Raw genomic sequence first — 16,016 nt, 5'->3', positions numbered from 1 at the left:
GGAGGTGGGGTGGCTGGTGGTGGCGGGGCCGCCGAGCGGGGGCGGCCGGGGCTGAATCGGGGCGTCGTCGTGGGCTGACTCCCGGAGTAACCGCCGTCATACTGGCGGCGGGCACGGTTCTCGTGCCGAGCCCGCCGCCCATGGCAGGCCGCACGCACGCGGGTACGTCGTACGCACCCCGCGCGCACGTGGCCCACGCCCCCTTCCCGACCAGGATCCGGAGCCCATGGCATGGCCCTCTGCCTGCTCCTGCTGAGCGTCGTCGCCCTGTCCGCCGCCGTGCCGGCTCCGCGCGCGCTCACCCGGTCCGCCTGGCCCGAGCGGGAGCCCGTGATCGGACTGTGGGTGTGGCAGTGCCTGGTCGCCACGGTCCTGCTGTGCTGCCTGACCGCCCTGACCCTGGGCGCCGCCGCCGTCTTCCACACCGTCCGCGCCCGGGTCTTCGCCCCCGCACCGCCTGGGGTCTCCGAGGCGTACGACCTCTCCGCCGCCCCGTTGTGGGCCGCGACGCTGACCCTGCTGCTGGCCTGCGGGGCCGCCTGGACCACCGCGATGCTGGCCCGCGAACTCGTCGAGGCCCGCCGGCGCCGCGGCCGGGCCAGGGCCCACCTGCGTGAACGCGCCCCCGACCTGCCCGCCGGCCTGCCGTCCGCCCGGGGCCCGCTGCTGGTGCTGGAGGACGAGTACCCCGACGCCTGGTGGATGCCTGGCAACCCACCCCAGTTGATCGTGACGACCGGCGCCCTGCACCGCCTGACCTCCCACCAGCTGGACGCCGTCCTCACCCACGAGCGTGGCCATGCCCGCGCCCACCATGACTGGCTGCTCCACCTGTCGACCGCCCTTGCCACCGGCTTCCCCCGCATTCCGCTCTTCTCCCACTTCTGCGACCAGACCCACCGCCTGGTCGAACTCGCCGCCGACGACACGGCGTCGCGCCGCTGCGGTCACCTGACCACGGCGCTGGCCCTGATCGAGCTGAACCAGCACCGGGGCGTCCTGTCCTGCGCCTCGAGCAACCGTCTCCTCGGCGAGCGGGTCGACCGACTGCTCCAGCCGCCCCCGCGCCTGCTCCGCCGACAGCGGGCACTGACGACGGCGGTGGCCACGCTGGTGCCGCTGCTGCCCCTGCTGATCGCCTTCGCCCCGGGACTGACGGCGTTGTCCTGACGGCGTTGTCCTGACGGCGTTGTCCCGACCTGGCAGATCTTGTGTAAGCCGGTCCTGTTTTCCCAGGTCAGCGCCTTTCCTGACGCTCCCGCAGGTGGCGCAACACTCCGGCAACACTGCTTTTCCTACCGACTCGCTATGGTTCGAAACATGCCACCCACCGACCGCATCCGAGACCACGCCGGCCAGGGCGCGACGACCGTCGCCGCCCACCGTGCGCGTCGTCGGCTGCGCGCGGACCAGGCCCGACAGCTCGCGGACCTCCTGCGCCGCCAGCTGCTCACCGACGGCTTCCCGGACGGCACGCTCCCCCACGAGTCGACCCTCGCCGGCGACTACCGCGCCTCCCGCAACACCGTCCGCCAGGCTCTCGACCTCCTCCGGGCGGAGGGGCTGGTGGAGCGCCTGCCCGGCGTCGGCACGGTCGTCGTGGCGCAGAAGTACCCGCACGGCCTGGACCGTCTGATGGGCCTCGCGGAGACCCTGCACGAGCACGGCCACGTCACCAACGAGGTCCGCACGATGGGCCCCGTCGCCGCGCCCGCCCCGGTGGCCGACCGCCTCCACGTCCCGCCCGGCACCGACGTGCTCTACATCGAACGCCTGCGCCGTCTGGGTGGTCTCCCCCTCTCTCTCGACCTCACCTACATCCCGCTCGACATCGGCACCGCCCTGCTCGGCGCCGACCTGGAGAACACCGACGTCTTCCGGCTCCTGGAGGCTGTCACCGGGCAGCGACTCGGCCACGCCGAGATCACCCTGGAGGCGGTGACCGCGGACGCCCACTCCGCCGCCGTACTGGAGGCACCGCGTGGCACGGCCGTCCTGATGCTCGAACGCCTCACCCACCTCGCCGACGGCCGCCCGGTGGACCTGGAGTTCATCCGCTTCCGCGGAGACCGCATCTCGATGAGCGGCCTGCTGCACCGCTCGCTCTGACCCCTCCCGTCGGCATCGCTTCCGTCCCCTTCTCCGCCCTCAACCCCTGATCGTTCGGCACGGCCTCATCGGTTCACCACCGGGCGGCATTTCGCAGAATTTCTCGGGACTTTTCTGGAGACAGCCATGACCTTGGCACCCCAGCGGGCCGACGTGCCCGTGACCATCGACGAGTCGAAGTGCATCGACGGCTGCACGCTCTGTGTGGACATGTGCCCGCTGGACTCCCTCGCCATCGACGAGAGCAACGGCAAGGCCTACATGCACGTCGACGAGTGCTGGTACTGCGGCCCGTGCGCGGCTCGCTGTCCCACCGGTGCCGTCACGGTCAACATGCCCTACCTGCTCCGGTGAAAGGCCCGCCCCTCCATGAAACCCAAAGCGATCACCGCGTCCGCCGCCCTGCTCCTGCTCCCTCTCACCGGATGCGGCAGCGCCGAGGCCGGTAGCGGCTCCACGGTCACCGTCACCGTCGGCTACCAGTCCAAGACCATCAACACCGTCACGGCGGGCACCCTGCTGCGCTCACTCGGCTATTTCGAGAAGGAGCTGAACGCGCTCGGCGACGGCACGACGTACAAGGTGGACTGGCAGGACTACGCCACCGGTGCCCCCATCACGGCGCAGATGACCGCCGGGAAGATCGACATCGGTTCGATGGGCGACTTCCCGCTCCTCATCAACGCGGCCCGCGGCAAACAGCTGGGCAAGCCCACCCACCTGGTCTCGGTCACCGGCTACAACCTCCGCGGGGGCCTCAACACCATCGTCACGGCACCCGACTCCAAGCTCGCCTCCATCGAGGACCTCAAGGGCAAGAAGGTCTCCACCAGCATCGGTTCCGCCGCCGACGGCACCCTCGTACGGGCCTTGCAGCGCGCCGGCATCGACCCGGCCAAGGGCATCGAGAAGCTCAACCAGCAGCCGGCCGTCGGGGCGTCGGCCCTCTCCGCGGGCAGCGCCGACGCGCTCTCGCAGTTCGTCGCCTGGCCCGGCCTGCTCGCCTATCAGGGCAAGGCGAAGGCCCTGTACGACGGCGCCCAGCTGGACCTGCCCACCTTCCACGGGGTCACCGCCCGCGAGGACTTCGCGAAGAAGCGCCCGGCCGTACTGGAGGCGTTCCTGAAGGCGCAGTCGGAAGCCACCGACTACCTCGGCACGCACCCGGTGGCCGCCGCAGAGAAGGTCGCCGAGGCCACCGGCCTGCCCGCCGAGGTCGTCTACCTCTACAACGGCGCCCACGGCATCTCCACCTTCGACCCGGCCGTCAAGCCGCAGCTCGTCGCCGCGCTCAAGAAGGACGTCTCGATCCTGAAGGCGGCCAAGCTGACCGGAGACGTCGACGTGGACTCCTTCGTCGACGACCAGTACGTGAGGAAGGCGCTCGGCTCGTCCTACGCCAAGCAGCTCGCCGCCACGCCCGCACCGGCCGCGAGCGAGGTCTGGCCCAAGGACGCCACGCAGACCCGTACCTTCAAGACGCCCGCCGAGCTGCTGGCCTACGTCGCGCAGCACCAGGACGGCATCCGCGCCGCCTACGTCCCCGACGCCACCACCGGCACCCTGTGGTTCGCCGACAAGGCCGTCTGGGTGACCGACGGCGCGACGCTTGTGCCGTTCGTCGCCCCGGCTACCGCGCAGGCCTACGTCGACGCCCACGGGGGCGCCCGCGTCGTCACGTACGCCGACGCGCTGGGGCGGGCGTCGTGACCCGGTATGCGCTGCGGGTGGCCTCGGTGGCGGCCGCCCTCGGTCTGTGGCAGCTGCTGACCAGCCTGAACATCGACCTGTGGTTGCGTTTCTCGCAGTTCCCCACGGTCGCCGACGTGGCCCGCGCCTTCGCCGACCGCCTGGCCGGCGACGACTACTGGACCGACCTCACCGACAGCCTGACCCGCATCGTCACCGGATTCCTCCTGGCCGCCGTCCTGGGCGTGGCCACGGGCGTGCTCGTGGCGCGCTCGCGCCTCGCCGAGGACCTGCTCGGACCCATCCTCGAAGTCGTCCGCCCGATCCCCGCGATCGCCCTGGTGCCCGTCGCGATCCTGCTCTTCCCCTCCAACGAACAGGGCATCGTCTTCATCACCTTCACCGCCGCCTTCTTCCCGGTCCTCGTCTCCACCCGGCACGCCGTCCGCGCGCTGACCCCCGGGTGGGAGGAGGCGGTCCGCACCATGGGCGGCGGCCGGTGGCGGATCCTCGGCTCGGTCGTGCTGCCCGGGGCGCTGCCGGGCATCTTCGGCGGACTGTCGGTCGGCATCGGGGTGTCGTGGATCTGTGTGATCTCCGCCGAGATGATCTCCGGTCAGTACGGCGTCGGCTACCGCACCTGGCAGGACTACACGGTCGTCGACTACCCCGGGGTGTTCGTCGGCATGGTCACGATCGGCGTGCTCGGCTGGGCCACGTCCACGGCCGTGGAACTCCTCGGCCGCCGCCTCACCCGCTGGCTGCCCCGCACGTCGTACGTCCCCACCGGCCGGCCCAGGCCGAAGAGTCCCCGATCGGCCGCTCCGGCACCGGCGGCGTCCCCCGCCGTCCCCACCGGACCCGAACCCGAGGAGGCGCGCGATGAGCACCTCGTCTGAGACCCGCGAGACCACCCGTACCGACACCGCCGAGGCGGCCACCGACGCGGCCACCGGTACAGCCGTACGCGGTACCCGGCTCACCCTCCGCTCGGCCACCCTCGGCCGCCCCGACGCCACCGCCCTGGCCGATGTCGACCTGGACGTCCCGCCGGGCGAGATCCTCACCGTCGTCGGCCCCTCGGGCTGCGGCAAGTCGACGCTGCTGCGCACGCTCGCCGGACTGCTGCCCGCGCTGGCCGGAGCCGTCGAGCAGGACGGCCGGCCGACAAGCGGACCGGCGGCGGACCGCGCGCTGGTCTTCCAGGAGGACGCCCTGCTCCCGTGGCGCACCCTGTTGGCCAACGTCGAACTGCCCCTCGCCATCCAGGGCTCACCGCGCGCGGAGCGCGGGAAGCAGGCCGCGGCCTGGCTCGAGCGGGTCGGACTCGCCGACCGCGCCCGGCAGTTGCCGCACCGCGTCTCCGGAGGCCAGCGCCAGCGGGCGCAACTGGCCCGGGCCCTCGCCACGGGTCCGCGCGCCGTCCTCATGGACGAACCCTTCGGCGCCCTCGACGCCCAGACCCGCGCCGGCATGCAGGACCTGCTGGTGGAGGTGCTGCACGGCACGGGCGCGACCGTCGTCTTCGTCACCCACGACGTGGACGAGGCCCTGTTCCTCGGCGACCGCGTGGCCCTCCTCGGCGCGGGCCGCCTCGTCGCCGTACGGGACGTGCCGCGTCCACGCGACCGGGCCGCCCGTGACGACCCGGCGCGCGTGGCCCTGCGGCGCGATGTCCTGACCTCACTGAGCATCTGAAAGGCACCCCGGTGGACACCCTCCTGCAGATCCCCGCGCTCGGCGACGCCGAGGAGCTGACCTGCGACGTCCTCGTCATCGGTGGCGGCACCGCCGGCACCATGGCGGCCCTGACCGCCGCCGAGCGCGGCGCGGACGTCCTGCTCCTGGAGAAGGCCCACGTCCGCCACTCCGGGGCGCTCGCGATGGGCATGGACGGCGTCAACAACGCGGTCATCCCCGGCCGCGCCGAGCCCGACGACTACGTCGCCGAGATCACCCGCGCCAACGACGGCATCGTCGACCAGTCCACCGTCCGCCAGACCGCCACCCGCGGCTTCGCCATGGTGCAGCGCCTGGAGTCGTACGGCGTGAAGTTCGAGAAGGACGAGCACGGCGACTACGCGGTCCGCCAGGTCCACCGTTCCGGCTCCTATGTGCTGCCCATGCCGGAGGGCAAGGACGTCAAGAAGGTGCTGTACCGGCAGCTGCGGCGGCGCGAGATGCGGGAGCGGATCCGTATCGAGAACCGGGTGATGCCGGTGCGCGTGCTGACCTCTCCCGAGGACGGGCGCGCCATCGGGGCGGTCGGCTTCAACACCCGCACAGGGCGGTTCGTCACCGTCCGCGCGGGCGGGGTCGTCCTCGCGACCGGCGCCTGCGGCCGCCTCGGTCTGCCCGCCTCCGGTTACCTGTACGGCACCTACGAGAACCCCACCAACGCGGGCGACGGCTACGCCATGGCTTACCACGCGGGCGCGGAACTGACCGGCATCGAGTGCTTCCAGATCAACCCGCTGATCAAGGACTACAACGGTCCCGCCTGCGCCTACGTCGCCAACCCCTTCGGTGGTTACCAGGTCAACCGGCACGGCGAACGCTTCGTCGACTCCGACTACTGGTCGGGCCAGATGATGGCCGAGTTCGCGGCGGAGGTCGCCAGCGACCGGGGCCCGGTGTACCTGAAGCTGAGCCACCTCCCCGAGGAGTCGATCTCGGCCCTGGAGTCGATCCTGCACTCCACCGAGCGTCCGACCCGGGGCACCTTCCACTCCGGGCGCGGTCACGACTACCGCACGCACGACGTCGAGATGCACATCTCGGAAATCGGGCTGTGCGGCGGCCATTCGGCCTCGGGCGTACGGGTGGACGAACACGCCCGCACGACCGTCCCCCGCCTGTACGCCGCCGGTGACCTGGCCTGCGTCCCGCACAACTACATGATCGGCGCGTTCGTCTTCGGCGACCTGGCCGGCTCCGACGCGGCCCGGTACAAGGCGTACGACGGTGAGCTTCCCGCCGACCAACTGCGCGAGGCGCACGAGCTGATCTACCGCCCGTTGCGCAACCCGCAGGGCCCGCCGCAGCCCCAGGTCGAGTACAAGCTGCGCCGTTTCGTGAACGACTACGTGGCCCCGCCGAAGTCGGGTGCGCGGCTGTCGCTGGCCCTGGAGGCCTTCGAGCGGATGCGCGGCGACATCGCCGAGATGGGTGCCCGCACCCCGCACGAGCTGATGCGGTGCGCCGAGGTCTCCTTCATCCGGGACTGCGCGGAGATGGCCGCGCGCGCCTCGCTGGCCCGTACCGAGTCCCGCTGGGGCCTCTACCACGACCGCCTCGACCACCCTCACCGCGACGACGCCTCCTGGTTCCATCACCTCGATCTGCACAAGTCCCCCTCCGGCGCGATGGAGTTCACGGCCCGGCCCGTGGCTCCGTATCTGGTTCCGGTCGACGAGTTCACCCCCGTCGGCGGCCCGTCCCGGCAGCTCGGCGAGGTACACCCCGAGGAGGTGGCCACGGCCGGTTCGCGGGAGGTGGCGCCCGTCGCCACGGGGTCCGAGGCAGCCGCCCCGCAGTCCACGGACACCTCGGCGCCTCCGACGTCCGAACCCGCCCTCGGTCAGTCCTCCCCCCAGTCGTCCGTTCGTCTCCTCGAACTCGTCGCCCTGGCCGAGGACGAGCCCGGACTCGACTCCCTGTTGCCCTACTTGACCGACACGGTGGCCGCCGTCCGGCGCGAGGCCGTCGCCGTCCTCACCGAGACCGTGCCGTCGGGCACAGGTCCGGCCCTCGCCGAGGCGCTCCGCGACCCCGCCGCGGAGGTGCGTGCCGCCGCGGCGGCCTCGCTGCGCGAACTCGTCGAGACCCTGCCGGCGGAACCGGCCCTGCGCGACGGCCTCGCCGCCGCCCTGGCAGAGCCCGACCCCGTCGTCCGCGCCGCCGCCCTGGACGTGCTGCGCGCCCTGCGCCTCGGTGACGCCGCCCTGTTCGCGGGCTCTCTCACCGACGCCGACATCGCCGTCCGTATCGAGGCCGTCCGCGCCCTGGTCTCCGTCGACGCCGCCGAGGAACTGGCCCGCGCGGCGACCGCCGACCCGTCCCGCGAGGTCCGCGTCACGATCGCCAAGTCCCTGGCCACGGTGGCGGCCGGCTGCCTGAGCGACACCTCGGCGTCCGACGCAGGCTCGATCGCCGACGCCGACCCCGCAGCCGACCCTGACTCCGGCTCCGGCTCGGACCCTGACTCCGGCTCCGGCTCCGGCTCCGGCTCCGGCTCCGGCTCCGGCTCCCCAGACAGCATCGGCTCCGACGCAGGCATCGCCCCCGAGCGCGACGCCGTCCACGCGGCCCTCGTCGGGCTCGTCGACGACCCCGATGCCTTGGTGCGTGCCGCCGCCTACGGGGCGTTGGGCACCACGGGGTGCCCGGCGCCACTCGCCGCGCGAGCCGTGAGCGCTCTGGCGGACCCCGCCTGGCAGGTCCGCGCCGGTGCCGCCACCGCGCTGTCCGTGGCCCACCCCGACACGGCCCTCCCCGTCCTCGCCAAGGCCCTGGCCGACCCGAATGCCGACGTCCGCAAGGCCGCCGTCCTGGCCCTGACCCGGCACCGCGCCTCGGAAGCCGCCCGCGCGGCCCTCGCCACGGCGACGACGGACTCCGACGCGGATGTCAGGGCGTATGCGACGCGCGCTCTATGACCAGCTCACCCGCCGCTTCCGGCAGCGCCCCCGGCCGACTTCCAGGGCGCCCGCGCCCTGTCCCCAGCCCCCTGTCCCCAGTTGCCAGTTGCCAGTCCCCTTGTGACTCCAGTCCGCTACATCCAGTCCTCGGGCTCCGGCTCCTCGTCCATCTCGGGCCAGTAGTCCGGGGCGCCCGGATCCGTTTCGGCAGCCCGAGCGGTGCCACCAGGAGCCGGGCTCTCAGCAGGCCCCGGAGCGGCGGCGGTGCCCGGTGCCCCGCCCAGTGAGGCCAGCACCGCGACCACGCCCTCCCCGTACGTCACCAGCTTCTTCTCGCCGACCCCGCTGATGCCGCCGAGCTGCTGCACCGAGGTCGGCCAGGCCGTGGCGATCTCCCGGAGCGTGGCGTCGTGGAAGATGACGTACGCCGGGACTCCCTGCTCACGGGCCTGCTCGGCACGCCAGGCACGCAGGGCCTCGAAGGCCGGCAGCAGTTCCTCGGGCAGCTCGGCCACGGCAGCCTTGGACTTGCCCCTGCCGGAGGAGGAAGAGCCCGACGCCTTCGACGACGCCGGCTTCTTCGGCTCCTTGCGCAGCGGCACGTCCCGCTCGCGGCGCAACACCGACCCGCTGGCCTCCGTCAGCACCAGCGTGCCGTACTCCCCCTCGACCGCGAGCAGCCCCTGCGCAAGCAACTGCCGTACGACGCCGCGCCATTCGCCCTCGGACAGGTCCTCTCCGATGCCGAAAACCGACAGCTGGTCATGGTCGAACTGAATCACCTTGGCCGAGCGCTTGCCCGTCAGGATGTCGATGATCTGCACCGCGCCGAACTTCTGCCCGCGCTCCCGCTGGAGCCGCACCACCGTCGACAGCACCTTCTGGGCCGCGACGGTGCCGTCCCAGGTCTCCGGAGGTGTGAGGCAGGTGTCGCAGTTGCCGCAGCCGGCCGGCTCCGGTTCCTGGCCGAAGTAGGCGAGGAGCTGGCCGCGGCGGCACCGGGCGGTCTCGCACAGCCCCAGCATCGAGTCCAGGTGGGCGGCGGCCCGCCGGCGGAAGGCTTCGTCACCGTCACCGGACTGGATCAGCTTGCGCTGCTGTATGACGTCGTTCAGGCCGTACGCCATCCATGCGGTGGACGGCAGTCCGTCGCGGCCGCCACGCCCGGTCTCCTGGTAGTAGCCCTCGATCGACTTGGGCAGGTCGAGGTGGGCGACGAACCGTACGTCCGGCTTGTCGATGCCCATGCCGAAGGCGATGGTCGCGCACACGACCAGGCCCTCCTCCCGCAGGAACCGGGACTGGTGGGCCGCGCGCGTGCCCGCGTCCAGACCCGCGTGGTACGGCACCGCCTCGACGCCGTTGCGGGAGAGGAACTCGGCCGTCTTCTCGACGGAGTTGCGTGACAGGCAGTACACGATGCCGGCGTCACCCGCGTGCTCCTCGCGCAGGAAGCTCAGCAGCTGCTTCTTGGGGTCGGCCTTCGGCACGATCCGGTACTGGATGTTGGGCCGGTCGAAGCTCGCCACGAAGTGCCGGGCCGACGGCATGTTCAGCCGCTGGGTGATCTCCTCGTGCGTCGCGCGCGTGGCCGTCGCCGTGAGTGCGAGCCGCGGGACGTCCGGCCAGCGCTCGCCGAGCAGCGAGAGGGACAGGTAGTCGGGGCGGAAGTCGTGGCCCCACTGGGAGACACAGTGCGCCTCGTCGATGGCGAAGACCGCGATCTTGCCGCGGGAGAGGAGGTCGAGGGTGGAGTCCAGGCGCAGCCGCTCCGGCGCCAGGTACAGCAGGTCCAGTTCGCCCGCGAGGAACTCGGCCTCGACCACACGCCGCTCGTGGAAGTCCTGGGTGGAGTTCATGAACCCGGCGTTCACGCCGAGCGCCCGCAGCGCGTCCACCTGGTCCTGCATCAACGCGATCAGTGGCGAGACGACGATGCCGGTGCCTGGCCTGACCAGCGCCGGGATCTGGTAGCACAGCGACTTGCCGCCGCCGGTCGGCATGAGGACGACCGCGTCCCCGCCCGCCACCACGTGCTCGATGACCGCTTCCTGCTCGCCGCGGAAGGCGTCGTATCCGAAGACCCGGTGCAGCGTGGCCAGGGCCTCGCTCTCGGTCCGCTCCGGTGTCCCGGTGATACCTGTCATCTCGCTGATCCCGCCTGTCCCGCCCATCGACTGGTCCCCCGTACGTCGTCCCTCGACCACTGCCTCCACGATAGGGGTCCGGACTGACAGCATCGGAGTTATCCACAGGCTCGATCCGGTGACTCCGGGTGACAGCGTGGAAAAATCCCCGGACTCGATCGCCTGTACGACACCGACGGGCCCGGTTCCCCACCTGGGGAACCGGGCCCGTCGTACAGGCACACGCAGGTCAGCGCATCCGGGCGGAGCGGCTCAGCGCACGAACACTCCCGCCTGGTTCGCCAGGTCCAGGAAGTACTGCGGAGCCACGCCGAGCACCAGCGTGACCGCCACGCCCACCGCGATCGCCGTCATCGTCAGTGGTGACGGAACGGCGACGGTCGGGCCCTCGGGCCGCGGCTCGCTGAAGAACATCAGCACGATCACGCGGATGTAGAAGAACGCCGCGATCGCCGACGAGATCACACCGACCACGACCAGCGGGGCCGCGCCGCCCTCGGCCGCCGCCTTGAACACGGCGAACTTACCGGTGAACCCGGAGGTCAGCGGGATACCGGCGAAGGCCAGCAGGAACACCGCGAACACGGCCGCCACCAGGGGGGACCTGCGCCCGAGCCCGGCCCACTTGGACAGGTGGGTCGCCTCGCCGCCGGCGTCACGCACGAGGGTGACCACCGCGAACGCGCCGATCGTCACGAACGAGTACGCGGCCAGGTAGAAGAGCACCGACGAGACGCCGTCCGGGGTGGTCGCGATGACACCCGCGAGGATGAATCCGGCGTGCGCGATGGACGAGTACGCCAGCAGCCGCTTGATGTCGGTCTGCGTGATCGCGACGATCGCGCCGCCCAGCATGGTGACGATCGCGACGCCCCACATGACCGGACGCCAGTCCCAGCGCAGGCCGGGCAGGACGACATAGAGCAGGCGCAGCAGCGCGCCGAAGGCGGCCACCTTGGTCGCCGCGGCCATGAAACCGGTGACCGGGGTCGGCGCACCCTGGTAGACGTCGGGCGTCCACATGTGGAACGGCACCGCGCCCACCTTGAACAGCAGCCCCATGACGATCATCGCGGCGCCGACGAGGAGCAGCGCGTCGTTGCCCATGGTGTCGGCGAGCGCCGGGTTCACGTTCTGGACGGTGCCGTCGACGACCTGCGCGATCGTGCCGTACGACACCGAGCCCGCGTACCCGTACAGCAGTGCGATGCCGAAGAGGGTGAACGCGGAGGCGAACGCACCGAGGAGGAAGTACTTGACCGCGGCCTCCTGCGACATGAGCCGCTTGCGGCGGGCCAGTGCGCACAGGAGGTACAGGGGCAGCGAGAAGACTTCCAGGGCGATGAAGAGGGTCAGCAGGTCGTTGGCCGACGGGAAGACCAGCATGCCGGCGACCGCGAACAGCAGCAGCGGGAAGACCTCGGTCGTCGTGAACCCGGCCTTGACCGCGGCCTGTTCACTGTCGCTGCCGGGCACGGAGGCCGCCTGGGCGGCGAAGGAGTCGACCCGGTTGCCGTGCACCTCGGGGTCGAGGCGCCGTTCGGCGAAGGTGAACAGGCCGACCAGGGAGGCCAGCAGGATCGTGCCCTGAAGGAAGAGGGCCGGCCCGTCGACCGCGATCGCGCCCATGGCCGCGATGCGTGCCTTCGTGGTGCCGTATCCGCCCTCCGCCAGCGCGACCACCGCGGCGAAGGCGGCGGTCAGCGCCACGACGGATACGAACAGTTGTACGTAGTAGCGGTGCTTGCGCGGCACGAAGGCCTCGACCAGCACTCCGATGATCGCCGCACCCACGACGATCAGGGTGGGCGACAATTGCCCGTACTCGATCTTCGGCGAGTCGATCTTCGAGATCGGTTCGGCCGCGGTTGCCGCCGTTGTCCACAGGCTGTGGACGGCTGATGCGCTCACTTGGCCGCCTCCACCTCGGGCTGGGGGTCCTTCTTGTGTACGTCGGACAAGGTCTGCTTGACCGCCGGGTTCACGATGTCCGTGAGGGGCTTCGGGTAGACGCCCAGGAAGATCAACAGCACGATCAGCGGGGCGACGACCACGAGCTCACGCGCGCGTAGGTCGGGCATCGTCGAGACCTCGGGCTTCACCGGGCCCGTCATCGTCCGCTGGTAGAGGACGAGGGTGTAGAGCGCGGCGAGAACGATGCCGAAGGTGGCGATGATGCCGATCGCCGGGTAGCGCGCGAAGGTGCCGACCAGGACCAGGAACTCACTCACGAAGGGCGCGAGTCCCGGCAGCGAGAGCGTCGCCAGACCGCCGATCAGGAAGGTGCCGGCGAGCACCGGGGCGACCTTCTGCACCCCGCCGTAGTCCGCGATGAGCCGCGAGCCGCGCCGGGAGATCAGGAAGCCGGCGACCAGCATCAGGGCGGCCGTCGAGATGCCGTGGTTGACCATGTAGAGCGTCGCGCCGGACTGGCCCTGGCTGGTCATCGCGAAGATGCCCAGGATGATGAACCCGAAGTGCGAGATCGACGCGTACGCCACCAGCCGCTTGATGTCCCGCTGACCCACGGCGAGCAGCGCCCCGTAGATGATGCTGATCACCGCGAGGACGAGGATGGCCGGCGTCGCCCACTTGCTCGCCTCCGGGAACAGCTGGAGGCAGAACCGGAGCATCGCGAAGGTGCCCACCTTGTCGACGACCGCCGTGATGAGCACGGCGACCGGGGTGGTCGCCTCACCCATGGCGTTGGGCAGCCAGGTGTGCAGCGGCCACAGGGGCGCCTTCACCGCGAAGGCGAAGAAGAAGCCGAGGAACAGCCAGCGTTCGGTGTTCGTCGCCATGTCGAGCGTTCCGTTGGCGCGGGCCTCGGCGATCTCCGTGAGCGAGAAGTTCCCGGCGACCACATAGAGGCCGATCACCGCGGCCAGCATGATCAGGCCGCCGACCAGGTTGTACAGGAGGAACTTCACAGCCGCGTACGACCGTTGCGTGGACGCCGCCTCCTCACCGTGCTCGTGGGCACGGTCCCCGAAGCCGCCGATGAGGAAGTACATCGGGATCAGCATGGCTTCGAAGAAGATGTAGAAGAGGAAGACGTCGGTCGCCTCGAAGGAGATGATCACCATCGCCTCGACGGCCAGGATCAGGGCGAAGAAGCCCTGCGTCGGCCGCCAGCGCCCCGCAGCGAAGCTGCCGAGAGACGCGTCGCCCGTCTCCAGCGGGTCGGCGTCGTGCCAGCCCGCGAGGATGATGAACGGGATCAGCAGCGCGGTCAGCGCGAGGAGCGCGACCCCGATGCCGTCCACACCCAGCTCGTACCTGACCCCGAAGTCCTTGATCCAGGAGTGGGATTCGGTGAGCTGGTAACGGCCGCCGTCCGGGTCGAAGCGGACCAGGACGACGATCGCCAGGGCGAGTGTCGCCAGGGAGAACACCAAGGCCAGCGATTTGGCGGCGTTGCGCCGGGCGGCCGGTACGGCGGCCGTGACGACCGCCCCGATCGCCGGGAGCGCCGCCGTCGCTGTCAGCAGAGGAAAGGACATCGGTATCAGACCGCCCTCATCAGCAGGGTCGCGGCGATGAGGACCGCCGCACCGCCGAACATCGAGACCGCGTACGACCGCGCGAAGCCGTTCTGGAGTCGGCGCAGCCGCCCGGAGAGGCCGCCGACCGAGGCCGCCGTGCCGTTGACGACTCCGTCGACCAGGGTGTGATCGACGTAGACCAGGGAGCGCGTGAGGTGCTCGCCGCCGCGGACCAGGACGACGTGGTTGAAGTCGTCCTGGAGGAGGTCGCGCCGGGCGGCCCGGGTCAGCAGCGACCCGCGCGGGGCGACGACCGGCACGGGGCGTCGGCCGTACTGGGCGTAGGCGACCGCCACGCCGATGACGAGCACCACCATGGTGGCGAGGGTGACCGTCAGGGCGCTGATCGGGGAGTCGCCGTGGCTGTGGCCCGTGACGGGCTCCAGCCAGTGCAGGAAGCGGTCGCCGATGCTGAAGAAGCCGCCCGCGAAGACCGATCCGAAGGCCAGCACGATCATCGGGATGGTCATGGACCTGGGCGACTCGTGCGGGTGCGGCTCATGTCCCTCGGCGTCGGGCTGCCAGCGCTTCTCGCCGAAGAACGTCATCAGCATCACGCGCGTCATGTAGTACGCGGTGACGGCCGCGCCTAGCAGGGCGCAACCGCCGAGGATCCAGCCCTCGGTGCCGCCTTTGGCGAACGCCGCCTCGATGATCTTGTCCTTGGAGAAGAAGCCGGACAGGCCCGGGAAGCCGATGATGGCGAGGTAGCCGAGTCCGAAGGTGACGAAGGTGATCGGCATGTAGGTGCGCAGGCCGCCGTACTTGCGCATGTCGACCTCGTCGTTCATGCCGTGCATGACCGATCCAGCACCGAGGAACAGCCCGGCCTTGAAGAAGCCGTGTGTCACCAGGTGCATGATCGCGAAGACGTAGCCGATGGGGCCGAGGCCCGCGGCCAGCACCATGTAGCCGATCTGCGACATGGTCGAGCCGGCCAGCGCCTTCTTGATGTCGTCCTTCGCGCAACCGACGATCGCACCGAACAGCAGCGTGACGGCACCGACGACGGTGACGACCAACTGCGCGTCGGGTGCGCCGTTGAAGATGGCCGCCGAGCGGACGATCAGGTACACGCCCGCCGTCACCATCGTCGCCGCGTGGATGAGGGCCGAGACCGGCGTGGGGCCCTCCATAGCGTCCCCGAGCCAGGACTGGAGCGGCACCTGGGCGGACTTGCCGCAGGCGGCGAGCAGCAGCATCAGGGCGATGGCGGTCAGCTTGCCCTCGCTCGCGTCACCCGCGATGCCGGGCTCGCCTTCCGTCCCCAGCAGCGGGCCGAAGGCGAAGGTCCCGAAGGTGGTGAACATCAGCATGATGGCGATCGACAGGCCGATGTCGCCGACGCGGTTGACCAGGAAGGCCTTCTTCGCGGCGGTGGCGGCGCTGGGCTTGTGCTGCCAGAAGCCGATGAGCAGGTAGGACGCGAGCCCGACGCCTTCCCAGCCGACGTACAGCAGCAGGTAGTTGTCGGCGAGGACGAGCAGCAGCATCGCCGCCAGGAACAGGTTCAGGTAGCCGAAGAAGCGGCGGCGCCGCTCGTCGTGCTCCATGTACCCGACCGAGTACAGGTGGATCAGCGAGCCGACGCCCGTGATCAGCAGCACGAACGTCATCGACAGCTGGTCGAGGCGGAAGGCGACGTCCGCCTGGAAGCCCTCGACCGGGATCCAGCTGAACAAGTGCTGCGTCAGCGTCCGGTCCTCGGCGTCCTTGCTCAGCAGGTCGCTGAAGAGGATGACGCCGAACACGAAGGAGACGGACGACAGGAGCGTGCCGATCCAGTGGCCGACGGCGTCGAGCCGACGGCCGCCGACCAGAAGGACGGCCGCTCCGAGCAGGGGCGCCGCGATCAGCAGCGCAATCAGGTTCTCCACGTTTCTTCC

General features: G+C 70.8%; 11 protein-coding genes. 7 read left to right on the top strand and 4 right to left on the bottom strand.

Annotated features, from left to right (window positions below):
* The first annotated feature begins 231 nt into the window (after window positions 1-231).
* From ACFWBD_RS10385 to ACFWBD_RS10355, 7 genes are all read left to right on the top strand, one after another.
* Window positions 232-1,170: a M56 family metallopeptidase gene (locus ACFWBD_RS10385; protein WP_385665448.1), complete on the top strand. Its 939-nt coding sequence runs from the start codon at window positions 232-234 to the stop codon at window positions 1,168-1,170.
* Window positions 1,171-1,320: 150 nt separating this feature from the next.
* Window positions 1,321-2,109, top strand: a complete 789-nt coding sequence (locus tag ACFWBD_RS10380; protein WP_385665445.1) for a GntR family transcriptional regulator — start codon at window positions 1,321-1,323, stop codon at window positions 2,107-2,109.
* Window positions 2,110-2,235: 126 nt separating this feature from the next.
* A complete protein-coding gene (locus ACFWBD_RS10375; RefSeq protein WP_020130156.1) occupies window positions 2,236-2,463 on the top strand; it encodes a ferredoxin family protein in 228 nt (75 codons plus the stop codon).
* Window positions 2,464-2,478: 15 nt separating this feature from the next.
* On the top strand, window positions 2,479-3,819 hold the full coding sequence (locus tag ACFWBD_RS10370; protein WP_385665442.1) for an ABC transporter substrate-binding protein: 1,341 nt from the start codon (window positions 2,479-2,481) through the stop codon (window positions 3,817-3,819).
* Window positions 3,816-4,697 (top strand): ABC transporter permease, encoded by an 882-nt coding sequence (locus tag ACFWBD_RS10365; RefSeq protein ID WP_385665440.1) that lies wholly within the window; start codon window positions 3,816-3,818, stop codon window positions 4,695-4,697. Before ACFWBD_RS10370 ends, ACFWBD_RS10365 begins: the two co-directional genes overlap by 4 nt.
* Window positions 4,681-5,496, top strand: coding sequence for an ABC transporter ATP-binding protein (locus ACFWBD_RS10360; RefSeq protein WP_385665437.1), 816 nt, complete (start codon window positions 4,681-4,683; stop codon window positions 5,494-5,496). The genes ACFWBD_RS10365 and ACFWBD_RS10360 overlap by 17 nt, the downstream gene beginning before the upstream one ends.
* Before the next feature lie 11 nt (window positions 5,497-5,507).
* Complete coding sequence (locus ACFWBD_RS10355) at window positions 5,508-8,456, top strand: fumarate reductase/succinate dehydrogenase flavoprotein subunit (protein WP_385665434.1); 2,949 nt, start codon at window positions 5,508-5,510, stop codon at window positions 8,454-8,456.
* Between the two features lie 116 nt (window positions 8,457-8,572).
* Here ACFWBD_RS10355 and recQ read toward each other — a convergent pair whose 3' ends face one another.
* The 4 genes from recQ to nuoL all read right to left on the bottom strand — a co-directional run bounded on the left by recQ (window position 8,573) and on the right by nuoL (window position 16,007).
* A complete protein-coding gene (gene recQ, locus ACFWBD_RS10350) occupies window positions 8,573-10,612 on the bottom strand; it encodes a DNA helicase RecQ (RefSeq protein WP_385665697.1) in 2,040 nt (679 codons plus the stop codon).
* A 225-nt stretch (window positions 10,613-10,837) separates the two neighbouring features.
* On the bottom strand, window positions 10,838-12,496 hold the full coding sequence (nuoN, locus tag ACFWBD_RS10345; protein WP_385665431.1) for an NADH-quinone oxidoreductase subunit NuoN: 1,659 nt from the start codon (window positions 12,494-12,496) through the stop codon (window positions 10,838-10,840).
* The gene (locus tag ACFWBD_RS10340) at window positions 12,493-14,088 is read right to left on the bottom strand and encodes an NADH-quinone oxidoreductase subunit M (protein ID WP_385665429.1); all 1,596 of its coding nucleotides are present in this window, start codon (window positions 14,086-14,088) and stop codon (window positions 12,493-12,495) included. Before ACFWBD_RS10340 ends, nuoN begins: the two co-directional genes overlap by 4 nt.
* Window positions 14,089-14,093: 5 nt before the next feature.
* Entirely contained in the window at window positions 14,094-16,007 is a 1,914-nt protein-coding gene (gene nuoL, locus ACFWBD_RS10335) for an NADH-quinone oxidoreductase subunit L (RefSeq protein WP_385665427.1), read from the bottom strand.
* Window positions 16,008-16,016 lie beyond the last annotated feature (9 nt).

The organism is Streptomyces sp. NPDC060002 (assembly GCF_042737245.1).
Lineage (GTDB): Bacteria > Actinomycetota > Actinomycetes > Streptomycetales > Streptomycetaceae > Streptomyces.
Note: the sequence above shows the minus strand (reverse complement) of the source record. Positions and strands in the feature narration are given on the sequence as shown.

Excerpts from the sequence above, each read along its gene's own strand:
- recQ (WP_385665697.1), bottom strand. The coding sequence starts at position 10,612 with ATGGGCGGGACAGGCGGGATCAGCGAGATGACAGGTATCACCGGGACA.
- ACFWBD_RS10340 (WP_385665429.1), bottom strand. The coding sequence starts at position 14,088 with ATGTCCTTTCCTCTGCTGACAGCGACGGCGGCGCTCCCGGCGATCGGG.
- ACFWBD_RS10370 (WP_385665442.1), top strand. The coding sequence starts at position 2,479 with ATGAAACCCAAAGCGATCACCGCGTCCGCCGCCCTGCTCCTGCTCCCT.
- ACFWBD_RS10385 (WP_385665448.1), top strand. The coding sequence starts at position 232 with ATGGCCCTCTGCCTGCTCCTGCTGAGCGTCGTCGCCCTGTCCGCCGCC.
- ACFWBD_RS10380 (WP_385665445.1), top strand. The coding sequence starts at position 1,321 with ATGCCACCCACCGACCGCATCCGAGACCACGCCGGCCAGGGCGCGACG.
- ACFWBD_RS10360 (WP_385665437.1), top strand. The coding sequence starts at position 4,681 with ATGAGCACCTCGTCTGAGACCCGCGAGACCACCCGTACCGACACCGCC.
- ACFWBD_RS10375 (WP_020130156.1), top strand. The coding sequence starts at position 2,236 with ATGACCTTGGCACCCCAGCGGGCCGACGTGCCCGTGACCATCGACGAG.